Origin of the sequence: Bacteroides sp. 41_26, assembly GCF_949740115.1 — a bacterium.
Lineage (GTDB): Bacteria > Bacteroidota > Bacteroidia > Bacteroidales > Bacteroidaceae > Bacteroides > Bacteroides nordii.
Genome location: NZ_CATJGZ010000058.1, coordinates 88,945 through 108,105, shown reverse-complemented (window position 1 = coordinate 108,105; position 19,161 = coordinate 88,945). Strand labels below are relative to the sequence as shown.

17 protein-coding genes are annotated in these 19,161 nt (G+C 40.9%); 12 read left to right on the top strand and 5 right to left on the bottom strand.

All coding sequences use genetic code 11. The features are described from left to right. Positions 1 to 73: 73 nt before the first annotated feature. The 7 genes from QX565_RS05985 (at position 74) to QX565_RS05955 (ending at position 6,435) form a co-directional block, all read left to right on the top strand. The gene (locus QX565_RS05985) at positions 74 to 1,753 is read left to right on the top strand and encodes a sensor histidine kinase (protein ID WP_221651078.1); all 1,680 of its coding nucleotides are present in this window, start codon (positions 74 to 76) and stop codon (positions 1,751 to 1,753) included. A gap of 13 nt (positions 1,754 to 1,766) precedes the next feature. Continuing rightward, on the top strand, positions 1,767 to 2,462 hold the full coding sequence (locus QX565_RS05980) for a response regulator transcription factor (protein WP_221651077.1): 696 nt from the start codon (positions 1,767 to 1,769) through the stop codon (positions 2,460 to 2,462). A 14-nt stretch (positions 2,463 to 2,476) separates the two neighbouring features. Further along, positions 2,477 to 3,247 carry a TonB-dependent receptor gene (locus QX565_RS05975; protein WP_289291870.1) on the top strand — a complete coding sequence of 257 codons (771 nt, stop codon included), beginning with the start codon at positions 2,477 to 2,479 and terminating at the stop codon, positions 3,245 to 3,247. A gap of 134 nt (positions 3,248 to 3,381) precedes the next feature. Beyond that, the gene (locus tag QX565_RS05970) at positions 3,382 to 3,912 is read left to right on the top strand and encodes an occludin (RefSeq protein WP_251237062.1); all 531 of its coding nucleotides are present in this window, start codon (positions 3,382 to 3,384) and stop codon (positions 3,910 to 3,912) included. A gap of 9 nt (positions 3,913 to 3,921) precedes the next feature. Then, positions 3,922 to 4,809 (top strand): dTDP-4-dehydrorhamnose reductase, encoded by an 888-nt coding sequence (gene rfbD / locus QX565_RS05965; RefSeq protein WP_221651074.1) that lies wholly within the window; start codon positions 3,922 to 3,924, stop codon positions 4,807 to 4,809. Beyond that, positions 4,806 to 5,231 (top strand): FMN-binding protein, encoded by a 426-nt coding sequence (locus tag QX565_RS05960; protein WP_289291864.1) that lies wholly within the window; start codon positions 4,806 to 4,808, stop codon positions 5,229 to 5,231. Before rfbD ends, QX565_RS05960 begins: the two co-directional genes overlap by 4 nt. Beyond that, positions 5,224 to 6,435, top strand: coding sequence for an MFS transporter (locus QX565_RS05955; RefSeq protein ID WP_289291862.1), 1,212 nt, complete (start codon positions 5,224 to 5,226; stop codon positions 6,433 to 6,435). Before QX565_RS05960 ends, QX565_RS05955 begins: the two co-directional genes overlap by 8 nt. Before the next feature lie 255 nt (positions 6,436 to 6,690). Here the strand turns inward: QX565_RS05955 and QX565_RS05950 are convergent, their stop codons facing one another. From QX565_RS05950 to QX565_RS05940, 3 genes are all read right to left on the bottom strand, one after another. Continuing rightward, positions 6,691 to 7,713 (bottom strand): ABC transporter ATP-binding protein, encoded by a 1,023-nt coding sequence (locus tag QX565_RS05950; RefSeq protein WP_289291860.1) that lies wholly within the window; start codon positions 7,711 to 7,713, stop codon positions 6,691 to 6,693. A 485-nt stretch (positions 7,714 to 8,198) separates the two neighbouring features. Beyond that, the gene (locus QX565_RS05945; protein ID WP_289291858.1) at positions 8,199 to 9,134 is read right to left on the bottom strand and encodes a DUF1848 domain-containing protein; all 936 of its coding nucleotides are present in this window, start codon (positions 9,132 to 9,134) and stop codon (positions 8,199 to 8,201) included. A 147-nt stretch (positions 9,135 to 9,281) separates the two neighbouring features. Beyond that, a complete protein-coding gene (locus tag QX565_RS05940) occupies positions 9,282 to 11,420 on the bottom strand; it encodes an AAA family ATPase (RefSeq protein WP_289291856.1) in 2,139 nt (712 codons plus the stop codon). Positions 11,421 to 11,954: 534 nt separating this feature from the next. Here QX565_RS05940 and QX565_RS05935 point away from each other — a divergent pair. The 5 genes from QX565_RS05935 (at position 11,955) to QX565_RS05915 (ending at position 17,232) form a co-directional block, all read left to right on the top strand. After that, positions 11,955 to 13,052 (top strand): MBL fold metallo-hydrolase, encoded by a 1,098-nt coding sequence (locus tag QX565_RS05935; RefSeq protein ID WP_321028730.1) that lies wholly within the window; start codon positions 11,955 to 11,957, stop codon positions 13,050 to 13,052. A 279-nt stretch (positions 13,053 to 13,331) separates the two neighbouring features. Next, entirely contained in the window at positions 13,332 to 13,892 is a 561-nt protein-coding gene (locus tag QX565_RS05930; RefSeq protein WP_289291855.1) for a flavodoxin, read from the top strand. A 10-nt stretch (positions 13,893 to 13,902) separates the two neighbouring features. Continuing rightward, on the top strand, positions 13,903 to 15,390 hold the full coding sequence (locus QX565_RS05925; protein ID WP_289291854.1) for a 4Fe-4S binding protein: 1,488 nt from the start codon (positions 13,903 to 13,905) through the stop codon (positions 15,388 to 15,390). A 10-nt stretch (positions 15,391 to 15,400) separates the two neighbouring features. Next, complete coding sequence (locus tag QX565_RS05920) at positions 15,401 to 16,807, top strand: aldo/keto reductase (RefSeq protein ID WP_289291852.1); 1,407 nt, start codon at positions 15,401 to 15,403, stop codon at positions 16,805 to 16,807. 2 nt (positions 16,808 to 16,809) lie between these two features. Further along, the gene (locus QX565_RS05915; RefSeq protein WP_289291850.1) at positions 16,810 to 17,232 is read left to right on the top strand and encodes a DUF1893 domain-containing protein; all 423 of its coding nucleotides are present in this window, start codon (positions 16,810 to 16,812) and stop codon (positions 17,230 to 17,232) included. A gap of 78 nt (positions 17,233 to 17,310) precedes the next feature. On the opposite strand, the gene QX565_RS05910 is transcribed toward QX565_RS05915, so the two are convergent. Both QX565_RS05910 and QX565_RS05905 read right to left on the bottom strand, forming a co-directional pair. Continuing rightward, positions 17,311 to 18,207, bottom strand: a complete 897-nt coding sequence (locus QX565_RS05910; protein WP_289291849.1) for a helix-turn-helix domain-containing protein — start codon at positions 18,205 to 18,207, stop codon at positions 17,311 to 17,313. A gap of 41 nt (positions 18,208 to 18,248) precedes the next feature. Beyond that, a complete protein-coding gene (locus QX565_RS05905; RefSeq protein ID WP_289291847.1) occupies positions 18,249 to 19,157 on the bottom strand; it encodes a helix-turn-helix domain-containing protein in 909 nt (302 codons plus the stop codon). Between the last annotated feature and the right edge of the window lie 4 nt (positions 19,158 to 19,161).

Sequence of the window (19,161 nt, the reverse complement as noted above, 5' to 3'; positions counted from 1 at the left end):
GTCTTACCATTAGGTGCGATTAATATATTTTCCTCTTATCTTTGCCTATACAAAAAAAACAGATGTATCGGGCATGAAACTACCTTTTAAACATATTGCCATCCTTGTACTCGTTTCGCTCATAGGTATCTTTGCATATCAGGCATATTGGCTTACGGGACTTTACCATACTATGAAAGATGATCTCGAACATAGTATCGTGGAATCTATGCGTATGAGCGATTATAATGAGATGATGCTCCGCGTAGAGAATCTGAGAAACTATGGAGATGCACACGGTGAGGTATCTGTCGCTGCCGGATATAATGACGAGGGAAAATCTTTTGTTCGCAGTAGTACCACTACTTATCAGAATGCAAGCCAGCTGGATAGTACAAAATTCGAGAAACTTACTTCTCAAAGCGATAGTAACATTACCTATTTGAAAGATTCTACAAAAGTAGTGGAGATATACGTACATAATGACACTACCCGTTCCGCCAGAGATTCTAATAAAAAAGCAGAAATGCTATTCAATGGTAAGATTGTAAACTCTCCCGATGATTCAATAAAAGGGCAGAAGGATACTCAGATGGCAGACCAGGAAGAAGGAGAAGCAGCCTTAACCTCCAACAGCGGACTGGATATAATATTAAATGGCAAAAACAGCATGCTGGAACTCGCCACTCACTTCCAACGCGGACTGCATTCCGGCTTAGATATTCTTCTGGATCCCAATTTGCAAGTATATGATAGTTTATTAACCCTTTCTCTCAGAGCAAATAATATTTTTCTGCCGCACCGGACGGAGTTTCTTCATTCCGGAAGTAATATCGATTCTACACTGACCTTTATCGACACACTCGGTATTGCCGGAGACAGCAGTTATATTCCGGGACCGAAAGCACAATGTTACAATTATGCATTCGATCTTCATACCTCATTTATGTATCGCCTTTGGATAGAGCCTGTGACTCTGCTCGTATTAAAGCAAATGATCGGTATACTTATTACTTCATTCATTATTTTTATCATACTTTCTTTCTCTTTCTGGTATCTCATCCGTACTATCCTGCGTCAGAAATCATTGGAAGAGATTACAAGCGATTTTACCAATAATATCACTCACGAACTAAAAACTCCTATCTCTGTAGCTTATGCTGCCAATGATGCCTTACTCAACTTTAACCAGGCCGAAGAGAAAGTGAAGCGCGATAAATATCTCCGTATCTGCCAGGAACAGTTGCAACGGCTCAGCGGACTGGTTGAACAGATATTAAGTATGAGCATGGAGCGTCGGAAAACTTTCCGTCTGCATACCGAACATTTGGAGTTAAAACCAATGTTAGATACTCTGATCGAACTTCATAAACTGAAAGCAGAAAAAGAGATTACCATCACTTATGAAATAGAACCTGCCAATCTTTCTGTGACGGCAGATCGTACTCATTTCAGTAATATTATCAGCAATCTGATAGATAATGCCGTGAAGTATTCTCCGGGGCAGGTTCTGATTAAATTGCATTGCCATCGTAATGCGAACGGACAGGTTGAAATATCTGTTACCGACCAGGGTATCGGCATAGCTTCCGAGAAGCAAAAACATATATTTGATAAGTTCTATCGTGTTCCTACCGGTAATCTTCACGATGTTAAAGGTTATGGGTTGGGGCTCTATTATGTCCGGACAATGATAGAGAAACACGGTGGTACAGTAAGTGTAGCGAGTGAACCGGGACACGGAAGTACATTTACATTAGTAATTAATGAGTAGTTTTATTATGAGTATGAGTAAGGACAAAATCAAAGTACTACTGGTAGAGGATGAACTCACCCTCGCCATGATCATCAAAGACACGCTTGAAGAAAGTGACTTTATTATCCATACTGCTGCCAATGGTGAAGAAGGATTACGCCTGTTTTTTGATTTACGTCCGGACGTTCTGGTAGCTGATGTAATGATGCCTCGTATGGATGGATTTGAAATGGTACGTCGTATCCGCCAGACAGACAAGCAAACGCCAGTACTCTTTCTCACAGCCCGGTCGGCAATCAACGACGTAGTAGAAGGTTTTGAACTCGGTGCAAATGATTACCTGAAGAAGCCTTTTGGTATGCAAGAACTTATTATACGCATCAAATCATTGGCAGGAAAGGCTTTTTCTTTTACCGAGACACACAAGGAAACACGTTTTGAGGTCGGACACTATATTTTTGACTCTATAGCACAAACACTTATATATGCCGGTACAAAGCAGGAGCTCTCCCACCGTGAGTCGGAAATACTAAAACGATTGTGCGAGAATCGTAATCAGGTTGTGAATACGCAAAACGTTTTGCTGGAGCTATGGGGAGATGACAGCTTCTTCAATTCCCGCAGTCTGCATGTATTTATCACCAAGTTAAGACATAAATTAGCACAGGATGAACGGATACGTATCGTTAATGTGCGTGGTATTGGTTATAAAATGATCGTTAACTAACGGAGGATGAAATTATGGACAAAAGGATCTGCATCGGCTTTCTATTCTCTCTTTTCGCAATCACGGTTTTTTCACAGGCCGAGGCGCCCAATGATAGTATAAAGTTGTTGGTTCCCACCGTCCCGGAAAGCCGTTCACCTGTACATACAGACGACAGTGGTTTCATTTTACCGGATGCTACTCCTAACTCACATCACGCCTCTCCTGTGGCAGCGGACAGCATGACGATACGTATCACTATCCCCGAATTTATCCGGACTCCCTGGCCCAAACCACGTCTTGGTCAGGATTCCAACCCCTGGGCACGCGACTATAACAGATATGACAACTTCATACTCACTCCCAATAGTTACATCAGCACCTATAGTACATACAATACGTATCCCACTATGGGTACTCACATAGATGTCGGTGCTGCCTATACCTATCAGTTCAATGAGCGATGGGATGTTACCGGAGGGATTTATACAACAAAATATACAATGCCTTCCTTCGTTCATGGGTCTCAGTTTGATGCAGGCTTCAACGGCTCATTCGGATATCGTATTAATGATTGGCTCAAAATAAGAGCAGTCGGGCAATACTCCATCAACGGGCAACGCAATGCAGCACACGGTTATCTCACTCCTATGGCTCCACAGAGTTACTACGGAGTAATCATGGAGTTGAAGGTAACCAATTGGCTTGAACTCCACGGAGGCATGGAACGGGTGTACGACCCGATGAAGATGAAATGGAAAACAGTTCCAATCGCTTATCCTGTTTTTAAAATCGGAGGGAAATAAAACAGAGCGATTGTAAGAGAAGCACTCAATGATTAACCGCCCATTATTCAAGTTAAGTTTCTACAACAGATTATTCCCCGATATAGATAATCAGCAAATATTTTCTATCTTTGCCTCAATAATAACCTACGGATATGAAAAAGCTGATATTATTCTTTTCATTGCTATTGGCAACGGCTGTAGTGTCCGCACAATCGGAGCTACCGTCAGATGATCGTACCCCTCGTGCTCCGGAAGAGAACTATAAGGAGTTTGGCGGATTTCTGCTGGATATGGGTTTGATGAGTGTTATGCCTCCCCATTTGCCCAAAGTAGATCTTTCTCTATCCGATACCGGCAAAGATTTTAATCAATTGTTCCGTCTCAATCCGGATGTAACTTATTCACAGGGATTATCAAACGTTTTTACCCCTTCTTTCTCCGGATTCGGCGGATTTGGTTTCGGCTCTGCACAAAACCTGCAAATGGGATCATTCAAACTGAAAAACGGTATGCGAATCAATACATACGGTGAATATAATGCCGATGGATACAGGGTGCCTAACCGTAGTGCACTACCCTGGGAAAGAAATGCTTTCAAAGGAGCTTTTGAATTGAAATCGGCCAATGGTTCATTTGGAATACGCATAGAAGTACAGCAAGGAAGAAACCCCTATTACCCTTAATAATAAAGTATGAATATACTGATTATTGGTGCCAACGGCTTTACCGGCCGGCGGATACTGAACGACCTCGTGGCACGCGAAATATACAACATTACTGCTTGTTCGTTACGCAATGACATCCAAAGTGGCGACGGCTATCAGTTTATCCGCACGGATATACGTAATGCATCAGAAGTACGGGCACTCTTCAAGGAGGTTTGTCCGGATGTGGTTATTAATACTTCTGCACTGTCAGTACCAGACTTCTGCGAAACACATCATAATGAGGCGCGCGCTACCAATATCACTGCGGTAGAACATCTGGCGCGTGCCTGCGAACAGTATGGAAGTCGTTTTATACACCTTTCCACCGATTTTGTGTTTGATGGCAGAACTGACCGGTTGTATACAGAAGAAGATGAACCTAATCCGGTCAATTACTACGGAATCACCAAACTTGAAGGGGAAGAGCGTGTTGCCGAATATTGTGGCAATTACGCCATTGTCCGCGTAGTCGTAGTTTATGGGAAAGCATTGCCCGGGCAACATGGTAATATTATACAGCTGGTAGCCAACAAACTACGTAGCGGTGAAACAATTCGTGTTGTTTCCGACCAATGGCGTACTCCTACCTTTGTAGGTGACATCTCGCATGCTGTAGAACAATTAATGCATCATCCCCGTAATGGAATTTACCATATCTGCGGAAGCGATTGCGTTTCTATAGCTGATATAGCCTATCGCGTAGCTGAGGTATTAGGGTTGGACCGTTCCCTCATTTTGCCTGTCACTACGGAAGAAATGCAGGAAGCCACTCCCCGTCCCCGTTTTAGCGGCCTGAGTATTGCAAAAGCAAAACGAGAAATCAATTATACCCCACATACCCTTGAAGAAGGGATAAAAGAGATGTTTACATGAAAAGTGATACCCTCATACTACAATCTAAACCCTATACAGACAAAGTAATCGGCTTCGCCGGTCCTACCCCATTGGAGATCGTATTGGATGCTTCCGGAAAAATATCAGAAGTGAAGCTTCTACCCAACAAAGACACTCCGAAATACATACAGATAGCCATAGATGGCGGCTTACTGAAGGCCTGGAACGGACTTACGCCCCAAGAAGCACTGGCAAAGAAAGTAGATGCAGTATCCGGAGCTACTTTTACATCAAGGGGGATTATTAATACGGTGCATAAGCGTCTCGAAGTTTATGAAGCCGGACAAAGCCGTTCCGATGTCTCACTCCTTGCTACAACAGGTACAGGATTGCTAATTATTATCGCATTGGGATACTTCCTGATGCGTAGAAAGAAACGACGAAAGAAAGGTTATGAATAATTGGAAGAAAAAGTTTATTATTATATGGTCAGGGCAATTATTTTCTATTCTCAGCAGTTCAATTGCTCAGTTTGCTATCGTACTGTGGATCAGTCTTGAAACGGGTTCTGCCGAAGTACTTTCATTTGCTACTATTGCTGCATTATTACCTCAGGTAGTATTAGGTCCTTTTGCCGGTGTATTTGTAGACCGCTGGAGCCGTAAGTGGACTATGATATTGGCAGATAGCTTTGTTGCTCTCTGTTCCGGGGTTATTGCGCTGTTGTTCTATCTCGATATTATCGAAATATGGCAAATTTATCTGTTGCTGATGCTTCGTTCCATTGGTAGTGCTTTCCATGCACCTGCCATGAAATCATCCATACCGTTGCTTGCTCCGGAGAAAGAGCTTACGCGTATTGCCAGTATTAACCAGGCGATACAAGCAGTGTGTAATATCTGTGGTCCGGTGTTGGGTGCTGCATTGATTGTTGCTACGGACATGAGCATAGTGATGCTTCTCGATGTGGTAGGAGCTGCCATAGCTTGTACGGCTCTGCTGTTTGTATTCATTCCCAATCCGGAAAAAACAGGAACAGATACCGCCGATAATGTATTGCGGGATATGAAGGCAGGCTTCAACGTTATTAGTAGGAATCGTGGATTGAGTTGGGTAATGGTAATCGAAGTGCTTATCACTTTCTTTGTAATGCCTATCGTAGCCCTGTTACCTCTGATGACGTTAAAAAACTTTTCGGGAACAGCTTATCAAGTCAGCCTGATCGAACTTCTTTTCGGTTTAGGTATGCTACTTGGGGGCATTCTGCTGGGGATATGGAATCCCCGTGTCCGAAAGGTAGTGATGATGAATGTATCTTATGTTATCATCGGAATAAGCATTTTTATTTCAGGTATTCTACCGCCTTCGGCATTCATTGCCTACGCCATATTTTCTGTAGTACAAGGCCTTGTAATTCCATTTAATTCGGGTCCCTTCACAGCGTTGCTTCAAACCAAAATCGAAGCTTCTTTCCTGGGACGTGTATTCTCGTTGTTTGACAGTATCAGTTTACTGCCTTCTATTTTAGGATTGATGGCTACCGGATTTATAGCAGATGCTATCGGTGTTGCCAATGTATTTGCAATATGCGGTATTGCTATTGTATTGACTGGGACACTGGCGTTCTTTATTCCTTCGATAATGAAATTGGAAAGGAGAGAATAATTTGCTAATGTGCCAATGTGCCAATTGGCTGCGCAATGAGTGCTTCCCGCACGAAGAGGTACGACAAACGATGATTCATTGAAACGCAGATGAACACAGATTTTCGCAAAGGGAAACAAATATAAATAAAGATACACAGTCTTTTAATCTGCGTTTCTGCGTTTCATCAAAGACTTAAAACTCCGTGCCCTCTGCGTCCTCTGTGGTGAAATACCCTACAGAATAGACAGCGCAGCCAATTGGCACATTGGCATATTAGCATATTGCCACATTATTCAGAATCTTTTCCAGCAATTCCTCAATAGTATCTGCCTTTGAAACTTCTCCTTTCTGAGAATAAACAGTAAAACTCCCCTCCTTTTTCAAGTCACCGACTTCAATACAAAACTCTGATTCTACACCTTTATCAGCAAGAATACCGTTACGTTGTAAAGCTTTACGCACCATAGCATATCCCTGCCCTTCTCCTATAAGACGAAGTTGTGTAATATATTCATTATCTACCCGGAAAAGACCGGTTTCAATATCAAAAATAATCCCCTTATGAGCAAAGAAGGTACTTAAACTACCATTGAGTGAAAGATCTTCAGGAGTACCAATTATAACTCCGTTCATTTTATCCATCAACCATATTTTGTCGGCAATCTGCAATGCCAATTCCAGGTCGTGTGTAGAAAGAAAAATAGTTTTATTCGTCTGACGGCTCAACCGATGAAGTAATTGCATCATCTCTACCTTACTGGGAAAATCAAGAAAAGCGGTCGGTTCATCCAGAAAGATAATAGGCGTTTCCTGTGCCAATGCTTTTGCAATCATCACTTTCTGCCGTTCACCATCACTTAACGTATGCACCATTCTATCAGCAAGTTTCTCTATCTTCACTAAAGAGATAGAACGTTCTACGATTCGTTTGTCATCTTCGTCAAGTGTTCCCCAAAAACCGGTATAAGGAGTACGTCCAAGTCCCACCAACTCCGTTACAGTCATATTGCGCACTTCACATTTTTCGGTCAGCACTACGCTGATGGCCATAGACAGGTCTTTATCCTTGTATTGTTCAATCTCTTTGCCCTGAATGCAAATTTCTCCGCCAAGCTTAGGCTGAAAGGCAGAAAGAGTACGTAACAAAGTAGATTTACCGATACCATTAGCTCCCAACAAACAAGTTAGTTCACCACTATTGATGCCGGCATTGATATGCTCGGCAACAACCTTCACCTCTCCTTTACCAGGATAACCGATGGAGAGATCTTTTATATGAATGGTATTTTGCTTCATGATTATTGATGTATGGCTACAATTCCGGGGAACAAAGATACTTATTTATGCAGTGATAGCCCAGACGATAACGGTTTTCTTTTCCATCCTCACCGTTCTTCTTTAGTTTACTTACCGGGGAATGCTCCTGCTCTCACCGGGGGAAGATGTTTTAGATGTACATGTCGTACTGCTCCACATGTACATGTCGTACCGCTCCACATGCACATGTCGTACTGCTTTACATGTACATCTAAAACATCATTCCCCTACGACCTTCGGTACGTTGGGTTATAATAAACTTACCAATGTCCTTACTGCAAGACAAACTACCCAACCCGTTTGTGTACAAAAGGAGCGCAGAGAAAATAAAAGATAAAAGTCTGTATATCAACCGATAATAAAGTACGTACTTTATAGGTATAAGAGAACGTATTTAACAGCATGTTAAAATCTATTTTAACACACCTTTAAATACGTACTCTTGTTTATATGATATTCAATCTTTAAAACAGCGAAAACTGATCATTGCGCAGGCTTTTAACCAAACGCTCTTTCACGATATCATCTTCTTGCAATTCACCTACAAGCATAGGAGAATTTTTATCATGCTTGTTCAAATTATACTTCACCGTGTTATAGTTTCCTTTGATGGCATAACAATAAATACAGCCATTCAGGCAACTCTCATAAGTACCGATGTCAATACTCTCCGCACACCGGCAAATATCACGCTGATTTTTATCTTTCCGGACGGATATAGGATAACCTGCAATTCTTTCCACCAATTGATTATCAATGCACAATCCACCCGGAATGCCCAAGTGAGTCAAATCTACCTTGACTGTACATGTATCCAATTGAATAGAACAGGTATCCACCGTTTTTTTAAAGGATACCGCCATCTCCTCAATATCCGCTTTCAGTAGAGGTTGTATGTTGAATCGGCTGACAGCAGTGCGGATATGCTGATAATGATCTATAAAACCAAGCATACATTTCTCTGTATGTTCTTTTAACTCATATGCGATTTCAGCAAATTTCTCTTTGTGAAAACCAGGAGTATATGTCTCATTGGTAAGAACCGGATCATAACGCCAGATTACTTTCTCCTTACCTATCCGGTCCGAAAGACGCTTAAAAGTATCAATACGTTTGCTTATTGCAGGGAGATGATTCTCAATATCCGGTCTATAAGGGTTGAGAGTAAACTGAAAATAGTAATTGTAATCTTTCAGTTTGTCCAGCTTTTCAAGCATCGGAGCCGGATTCTTTGACCAGAAAACAATACAGTCTACTACGGCAGGATCCAGACTAATCCTACTTATCATTTTTGAGTTATAAGGATTGGGAACAAGCACATACCTTTCTTTTATCCGGTTAAAAAACCAGTCTGAATAAAAGGCGGGTATATCAGTTCTGCGACTTGCACTAATTATCATCTTGTAAAGTTAGCAAAAAGAGAATAAGGGGAGAAAAAGGGAACGTAAAAAAAAGACAAAAGACTTTAAAGCTATCCAGGCAAAAGGTAAATAGTATAAAGTCTTTTGTCTTTATCCGTAAATCAGTAATCTACTGACCCTTAATCATCAGGCCCTGAAACCGATAACAGAACGTGGAGATAGCCGCATTTCATTGATCTTCATCCGATTTACGGCAAAACGCACATCTTCTTCTTCAATAGTCTGATAAAGCCCCTTATCCTCTGAAGGCGTACTTCTGAATACTCTTTCTGCCATCGCAGGAAGTACCCCGTTCGTTATTAATTGCCCCATCCAGCGGGCGTTACTGAAATAAGAATCTTTATGCTCACAGACGTGAACCACTGTTTCTTTCAGAACACTCCGCGCACCATTCGTCAGCACATACCCTTTCTTATCCAACAGATCATATCCTATCCGTAATAACTCGTCAACAGAGTAATCTTCAAAATGAAATTGATGCGGAAAACGTCCCCACAGTCCCAGGTTGGCATCCATCATCGCCTTCATCTCTTTTTCATAACCGGCAAATATAACCAGTATATCAGCATGCTCCAATGCAAGTACGGCTAATAAGGACTCTAATACCCGAAATCCAAAATCCTTATGGTCACTTGCTCCATCATAAAGCGTATATGCTTCGTCTATGAAAAGAACATTGCCCCGTGCACGTTCCAGAATCTCCTGCATATTTTTTTCCGTCTCTCCGATAAAACGCCCTACCAACTGCGAACGCCCGGTCACTATAACCTCTCCTTTGGACAGTTGCCCCAATGCATGATATATTTTTCCTACCATCTTGGCTACTGTTGTTTTTCCCGTTCCCGGATTACCGGTAAAAATCATGTGATGTGCCCCCGGCCCTTGAACAGGTAACCCCAACTGTTTACGTTTTTCATTGAAACGTACAAATTTGAAAGCCTGTTCCATATTCTGCTTTACTTTACTTAAACCAACCAAAGCATTCAGTTGCTTCATACTTTCATCAAACAAGTTGGCCTGAGCTTCAAAAAAAGTTGTATCGATATCTTGTGCTTCAATACGTATAAGGGCTTCTGATAAATCTTCGGATGGTTGATTCTCTTCGAGAAGAATGCGCTCCTGCATACGGGGATAGATAGCCTTATGGATAAACTTACTGACGGTATCTTCTTTCCAATATAACAATGTTCCGTTATCAGATTCTGTCTTCATGCTCCGGTACAAAACCTGTTGTGCATCCGACGAAAGATAAAAGGATTCGTTTTCCAGTTGTTGCTCTATTAAATTAAGTATATCATGCATAGAGAAACTTTCTGTCTTAAAACGGTTCTCTTCCGGAAAATACGCAGCAAGTTCAGGGACTAACTCAAACAGTTGATTGATCTCAGCGTCCATGCCGGACAGTATAAACATCCCCTCTTGTTTTTGCAATGCATTAATCATCTTGCCAATCACGTTCGAAGCACCCGGAGAGGTTAATGCTAATAAATGATCCAGATAAATAACTTTTCCAAAACACTGGGTGAAAAGTTCAGTTGCCGCTTCATATGGATTAACCGCATTATGTGTTTCGGTCAGCGTATACGCGTTCACCTGTTTAAAGTAAATTTCCGAACCGGTAAGTAGAAAAGCCGCATTTTTTGCGAAAATCTCCTTATTCTTTCCACCCGTTCCGGTAATGACAAAATTTGAATAATACCGGAGAATATTCAGCTTACGACGTTTACGCAACCGGCCGAATTCACTCTGTTTATATAAGTCCAATAGTTGATAACGCGCAGCTGTCATGCCCGGAAGCTTGTGTAACTCATTATACCACAATGGATTCTTTCCTAAATAACGGGCAAGCATATAGTCAACTGAGTTTTTATGGATAGGTTCATAGCTGCAATCGATCATTCCTTTTCCTCCTAAAGAGAAAGAAACCCTGTAAAGAGGCTCATCATTGTGTGATAATAGTACAAAATAATGCCCTTCCTTCCACATTCTTTTAGGATGGAAAGTCAGTCTCACGACGTTCTCATCTGACTCTGCATCTCCCGGCCTGCCTTCGGATTCACCTACCAGATTTAGCAAACTATTATAACAGAATGCTGTAAAATGATGAAAGGAAGTAACTGCTTCCCCAAAAAGGATATTCAAATACATACGTCCGGAAGTTCCGCAGATTTCTTTAGAATCCCCATGATGCTCAATATGTACCGATTGTATAGTATACTTATTACTTTTATCCGTAAATGTTTTGTTTGATTTATTCTTATTCATAGTAGTATAATAATTAAGAGTAAAGAATATAAGACTTTTAAATGTATAGAAACACGAAACCCCGCACAAGTTAATATACGGGCATGAGAAAGACCGCCTCAGTGAAGAGACAGTTATGCGCAAATCATAAAATGAATGAGGAAAAAGGTTCAATTATGAAAAGTACAGGCCTACATAGCTTTCTTCGTTCCCGATCTGCACGAATTTTATACCGGACAGATCTTGAACGTTGTTCAAAATGTCAAAGATCAAAATGTATCAACCAACAAAATCCCAGCCGGGACTCCGTTAATCGAATAACATTGTTCATCTTTGAATTCCGAATTTCAAAACTGTGTAGCCTCATTTTGAGAAAATATTTCTAGTTTTGTGCAAATATACAGGAACTTCCGGGTGTTTCCAAATAATGCTGAAGAAAATTGGAGTAAGCTCTAAAGATAACAACCGTAATTAAGGTATAACTATCCGTAATTTGTATACCTGGGCTTTTGTATATTCCAAGTAATTTTGCAACGTGAAATAATAGATAAGAATATGAAGTTATTAAAACAAATCCGAATGCGTATGTTTATAGGAATACTATTAGTTATTGTAGCTGTTTTCGCCTTGATTGGAATTGTTTTCATTAACCAGTCAAGCTTTGGCAAACTTCCTCAGGGTAAACGGCTGGAAAGAATCAGGCAGTCACCGCATTATAAAGACGGAGCTTTCCAGAATCTGCATGAGACAGTGATGATGACCTCCGATAAGAGCCGTTTCAGAAGCATCCTGGATTTTCTATTCAGAAAAGTCGAAGGACTACGCCCTGAAAAAGAAATACCGGTTATCAAAACGAATCTCCAGGGAATAAGCAACAACAAAGATGTACTGGTCTGGTTTGGACATTCTTCCTATCTTATTCAAATCGACGGGAAACGAATACTGGTAGATCCGGTCTTTTGTATGGGCTCTCCGGTTTCGTTCATCAACAAGCCATTTCCGGCTACCTATACCTACCAACCCAATGACATGCCGGATATTGATTATCTGGTGATAACGCATGACCATTGGGATCATTTGGACTATCAGACGATTATGCAACTGAAAGATCGTATCAGAAAGATAATATGCCCATTGGGAGTCGGCGAGCATTTTGAATATTGGGGATTTGAAGAAGATCAGCTTATAGAACTTGATTGGTATGAAAATTCCACTTCCGACAATGAGGCAGGGCTATCCATACACTGTCTGCCAGCCCGGCACTTCTCAGGCCGTGGCCTTACTGCCAACCAGACACTCTGGGGTTCTTTCCTTATCGAAACCTCGTCAAAGAAGATCTTTATCGGAGGAGATGGTGGGTATGATACGCATTTTGAAGAGATAGGGAATCGTTATCCCGGAATAGATCTGGCAATTCTGGAAAACGGACAATATAATGAGGATTGGAAATACATCCACACAATGCCATCAGAATTAAACCGGGTTGCCAAAGACCTGAAAGCCCGGAAGATACTGACGGTACACCACTCTAAATTTGCTTTAGCAAAACATCGGTGGGACGAACCGATCATGAATGTACGAAAAATGATAGAGACGGATTCGCTAAATGTTCTCAACCCTGTGATTGGTGAAGTTGTCAACATAGACAAATAGATACCGCATTCATACTCATTGGGAGTACAAGTACTGTATCCCAACTATTTTGAAACGCAGATTATCGCAAAGTCATGTAAAGAATATCATCCCTCAACTATAATGTAGTCTTATTATAATCTGCGAAAATCTGCGTTTATTTGCGTTTCAATAAAACACCGTTAAATCTTATCTTTTTATTTCCAATCAGTAATATTGGTAACAATATCCGTAATTTATCTATTTCTTAACCAAACATATCAGAGTAATTTTGCATCAGTCAGATAAAAAATAAAAGATATGAGAACAAGAAACATTTTAATGATGCTTATAGTTATGGTAACAATGTCAGGAACAAATGTAAAAGCTCAGCAAGTATTTAAAGCAAAAAAGGTGTTAGTCGCCTATTTCTCATGGTCGGGAAATACCCGTAGTGTTGCAAACCAGATCGCAGAATTGACCGACGGAAAGCTTTTCGAAATTCAAACAACAACACCTTATCCGGAAGAATATCGCTTATGTACGGAGGTAGCTAAAAAAGAAAAAGAAGCAGACGCACGCCCGGAACTGAAAACCAAAGTCGACAATATAGATACCTACGATGTCATATTTGTAGGATACCCTAACTGGTGGGGAACTGCTCCTATGGCTATATGGACTTTTCTGGAAAGCTACAATTTCTCTGGCAAGACAGTCATTCCTTTCTGTACACATGGTGGTGGAGGTGAACAGAATTGCTTCAAAGATTTTGTAAAACACGCAGAGAAAGCTACAATAAAAAAGGGCTTTCTCATCAATGGAGGAAGCGCAAACTCAGCTCGGACAAAGGTAGAAAAATGGCTGCACGAAATTGATCATTAAAAACACAATTATGTTACGAAAAGTAAGACTCATTTCCGCCCTGGTATGTTTCACTCTGATCACTTTACTGTTTCTTGATTTTACAGGCACTATTCATACCTGGTTTGGATGGTTGGCAAAGATACAGTTCCTACCGGCCCTATTGGCACTGAATATAGGAGTAATCATTGCACTAATGGTATTAACTCTCATTCTGGGGCGGATCTATTGTTCAGTCATCTGCCCGCTCGGTGTGTTTCAGGACCTGGTATCGTGGATAGCCGGAAAACGCAGAAAGAATCGTTTTCGTTATTCCCCCGGCCTTTCGTGGTTACGGTATGGAGTACTGGCGGTCTTTATCATTGCCATTATTGCCGGTATAGGTACGATTGTTACCTTACTGGCACCTTATAGCACTTACGGACGCATCGTTTCCAATCTGTTTGCACCGCTTTACCAATGGGGAAACAATCTTTTGGCCTACTGGGCAGAACGTGTGGACAGTTATGCTTTTTATTCAGTTGATGTATGGATGAAGGGTGTCACAACTTTTGGTATTGCTATTGCAGCATTTATCATTCTTGCTTTGCTGGCATGGCGAAACGGACGTACTTACTGCAATACAATTTGTCCGGTGGGAACACTTTTGGGTTTCGTAGCTAAATATTCATGGTTGAAGCCGGTAATTGACACTTCAAAATGCGTAAATTGTCAGTTGTGTGCCCGCAATTGCAAAGCTTCATGTATCAATATAAAAGAACACAAGATTGATTACAGCCGGTGTGTGGCATGTATGAACTGTATCGGAAAATGTCCTAAAAATGCAATTCAATACAAACACCCTCTCAATGCCGGCACAAAAATAGTCAAAGTAACAGACGAACAGATAGACAATGCACGCCGTAATTTCTTGTCTGCCACTTCTTTGTTGGCTACTTCTACCCTTCTGAAAGCACAAGAGAAAAAAGTAGATGGCGGACTCGCGATAATAGAAGAAAAGAAGATTCCCAATCGTACTACTCCCGTCACTCCGGCAGGTTCATTGAGTGCCCGGAATTTCGCAAATCATTGTACGGCTTGTCAGCTCTGTATATCCGTTTGTTCCAATCAGGTACTGCGTCCTTCCGCTAAGCTTGAAACACTGATGCAACCGGAAATGTATTATGAACGTGGTTATTGCCGCCCTGAATGCACGAAATGTGCCGAAGTATGTCCGACAGGTGCTATACGGCCCATTACTACAGCAGAGAAATCTGCAATACAAATCGGTCATGCAGTATACATATATGAAAATTGCGTAGTCAATACAGATGGCGTAAATTGTGGAAACTGTGCCCGTCACTGTCCGACAGGTGCTATACAAATGATAGCCAGTATTGCCGATGACCCGGAATCTCCTAAACTTCCGGTAATCAACGAAGAACGTTGTATTGGTTGCGGAGCTTGTGAAAACCTTTGTCCGGCACGTCCGTTTAGTGCAATTTATGTAGAAGGACATCAAAAACACAGAATTGTTTAAAAGAGAAGCCATGAATAAGAAAAATAAAAAGGAGATAGACCGTCGGAAGTTTCTGAAAGTATTAGGTGCAGGTGCCGTAACTACTACAGCTGCCATGTATGGTTGCAGTTACCAAAGTGACTCGGCAGCAATAAATGGAAACCCCGGCGACACCCAAACAGGCGAAATGACCTATCGCACCTCCCCTTCCACAGGTGATAAAGTTTCCATACTGGGATATGGCTGCATGCGCCTGCCAACTATTAATAATACCAGTGCAAGAGACACTCAGGATGAGATTGATCAGGATATGGTCAATGAACTGACCGATTATGCAATTGCACATGGCGTTAACTACTTCGACACATCGCCTGCATATTGCAGAGGACGTTCCGAACATGCTATGGGGATTGCACTCAGCCGGCACCCGCGCGACAGCTATTTTATAGCTACGAAGTTATCCAATTTCAGTCCGGATACCTGGAGTCGCCAGGCTTCCATAGCGATGTATCACAATTCCCTGAAAGAGCTACAAGTAGATTACCTGGATTATATGCTGCTACACGGCATTGGAATGGGAGGCATGGAAGCGTTGAAAGGCCGTTATTTAGATAACGGCATGCTCGATTTTCTTATCAAGGAACGCGAGGCGGGACGCATCCGTAACCTCGGTTTCTCATACCATGGAGATATTGAAGTATTCGATTATCTACTTTCCCGGCACGATGAAATAAAATGGGATTTTGTACAAATCCAGCTGAACTATGTAGATTGGAAGCATGCCAAAGAAGTAAATACCCGTAATACAGATGCTGAATACTTATATGCCGAAGTTTCCAAACGAAACATTCCTGCAATTATCATGGAACCTCTATTAGGAGGGCGTCTGTCTAATGTGCCCAACCACATAGTAGGGCGCTTAAAACAGCGTCGTCCGACAGACAGTGTTGCCTCATGGGCATTCCGCTTTGCGGGTTCACCCGAAGGAGTACTTACGGTATTAAGTGGAATGACGTATATGGAGCATCTGAAGGATAATTTACGTACCTATTCACCTTTGGTGCCATTGACTGAAAATGATAAAGAATTTCTGGAAGAAACGGCACAACTGATGTTGAAATATCCTACAATCCCCTGTAATGATTGTAAATATTGTATGCCTTGCCCCTATGGCCTCGATATTCCGGCCATTCTGATACATTACAATAAGTGTGTAAATGAGGGTAATGTCCCGGAAAGCAGCCAGGAGGAAAATTATCGTAAAGCACGCCGTGCATTTTTAGTGGGCTATGATCGTAGTGTACCACGCCTGCGCCAGGCCAATCACTGTATCGGATGTGACCAATGTGTACATCATTGTCCGCAGAATATAAATATACCGGGAGAACTACATCGCATTGATCAATTTGTAGAACAGCTAAAACAAGGTACATTATGAACATGGAAACATTAATCCGATTACTACATGAAGAGCAATGTTCATGCGTTATCTGCCACAAACAAAAAGTCTATGTCTTTGAACAACGGGGAGTTGCTGATTTATACAACTTACTAAAACAGACTCCATGGATACTACAAGGTGCCTATATTGCAGACAAGGTAGTTGGAAAAGCTGCGGCCGCCTTAATGATAATGGGTCAGGTAAAACAACTGTATACTGATGTCATAAGTGAACCTGCCTGGGAAATATTACAGGAAGCAGCTATCAAGGTGGAATTCAGGCTAAAAGTACCTCTGATAAAAAAACGCACTCAAACAGGCTGGTGCCCGTTGGAAACGCTATGCAAAGAAAAGGCTACTGCCCAAGAGTGTTTTATATCTATACAACATTTTATAAATACACAGAATAAGATTACAACGTGATAGAAGTAACTATCATAAAAGCATTTTATGCCCAAAGCGACATTTTACAGGTGAAATAAATACAGATTCCCGGCAACATTAATTTTGTGAGATTCTGTATTCATTCGGTGCCACTCCGGTTATCTTCTTAAACAGACTGCTAAAATACTGTACATTAGAGAAACCTAACTTATCTGCAACCAAGGCAGTCGTATTGTTCTTATCGGACAACATTCTTTTAGATGTCTCAAAACGTTTTTGCTGGAAATACTCATATATATTTTTCCCTGTCTCAAACTTTAACAGGTCGCTAAAGTAATGAGGAGATAATTGAAGGTTCCTTGCACAATACTCAGCTGATGGCAATATGCCGTTCATGAGTTTGCCAGACTGAACATATTCATCCCATAACAAGTCGGTTTTATTGATTATGAGTTTATTGGGTTCGTTGCGTGTGATGAACTGCCGTTCATAGTAACGCGTACAATAGTCTAAAAACAACTCGATATATCTCGAAATAATTGTTTTAGTATGACAATCGATGGCATGTTGCAATTCTTCTCCGATATTGCATAAACATTCTATTATCTTTGTCTTTTCACGCAAAGAAAGATGTAAGGCTTCCTCCGGTTTATAATAAAAGAATGAGTAATTCTTTATATTTGCTTCCAGCGAAGTGTGATAAAGTAAATCCGGGTGAAATGCCAGCAACCAACCTTTCTGAGAAAGTATCTTGTTTTTATCCGTTTTAAAGGATTCTCCCGGAGTAAGAAATATCAATGATGCATTGGAATAATCGTAATATTTACGCCCGTACAGGAAATCTTCAGCATGACCTTCTATCAATATGACTGTATAGAAGCCAAACTTAAGGGTACGTTGTTCCAAATTAGCTTTCGACAAATCAATGACACTTATCAATGGATGAAGCGTTTTACACCCTAAACAGCAATTACATTGATGTACAGTTTCTATATTCAATATGTTTTTTTTCATAAAACAGCCTGTTTTTAGCAAAGACTACACTAAGTAGTTTATCAAAGAACTATATCGTTTTGTGCCCTGTACTCATTAGGTGAACATCCGACGTTCTTTTTAAACAGACGTGAAAAATGTTGCGTATACTGAAACCCTAACTTATATGCAATCTGAGAAATTGGCTGATTGGTATTGAGTATCTGGTCTTTTGCATGATTGATTATTTTGAACACAATGTGCTGCTGGGCACTCTTCCCTGTCTCTTTTTTTATTAAATCACCAAAATAATTAGGCGAAAGAGAAACCTTATCTGCAAAGTATTTCACAGTAGGGAAACCATTCTTTTCTGCATTTTGTTCCAAGAAATAATCATCCAGGAGATGTTCAAACTGTACAATAATGTCTTTATTCACTCCACTGCGGGTGTTAAATTGCCGTTCATAAAAACGCATACAATAGTCAAGCAATAGTTCTATATTTTTAGCTATCAAAGTTTTGCTATGCTTATCTATTGCACGTTCTAACTCCATCGTGATATTTTTAAGGCAGTCCATTATTATCTGCTGTTCAGCATGAGACACATGAAGCGCTTCACTTACCTCATAAGAAAAGAAAGAGTACTTATTGATGTTCTGCCCCAAAGATGTACCACGAATTAAGTCAGGATGAAACACAATACCTATGGAAGACGGTTGGACGTTTTCCTTCAATTCAATACCTATAACCTGTCCCGGCGCAAAACTAACAATTGTTCCTTCCTGATAATCATATTGTTTTTTACCGTATTTAAGATCTCCACACTTCGTATGTTTCAAGAAGAGCGAATAAAAACCCATATTGATCCGGATATGATTCGGACGATTGGTTGCCTTTTTCAAATCTACAATTCCGACCAGCGGATGCATGGTTTCCAACCCGTATAACTTATTGTATTGATCAATAGTATCAATCTTTATAATTTCATCCATAATA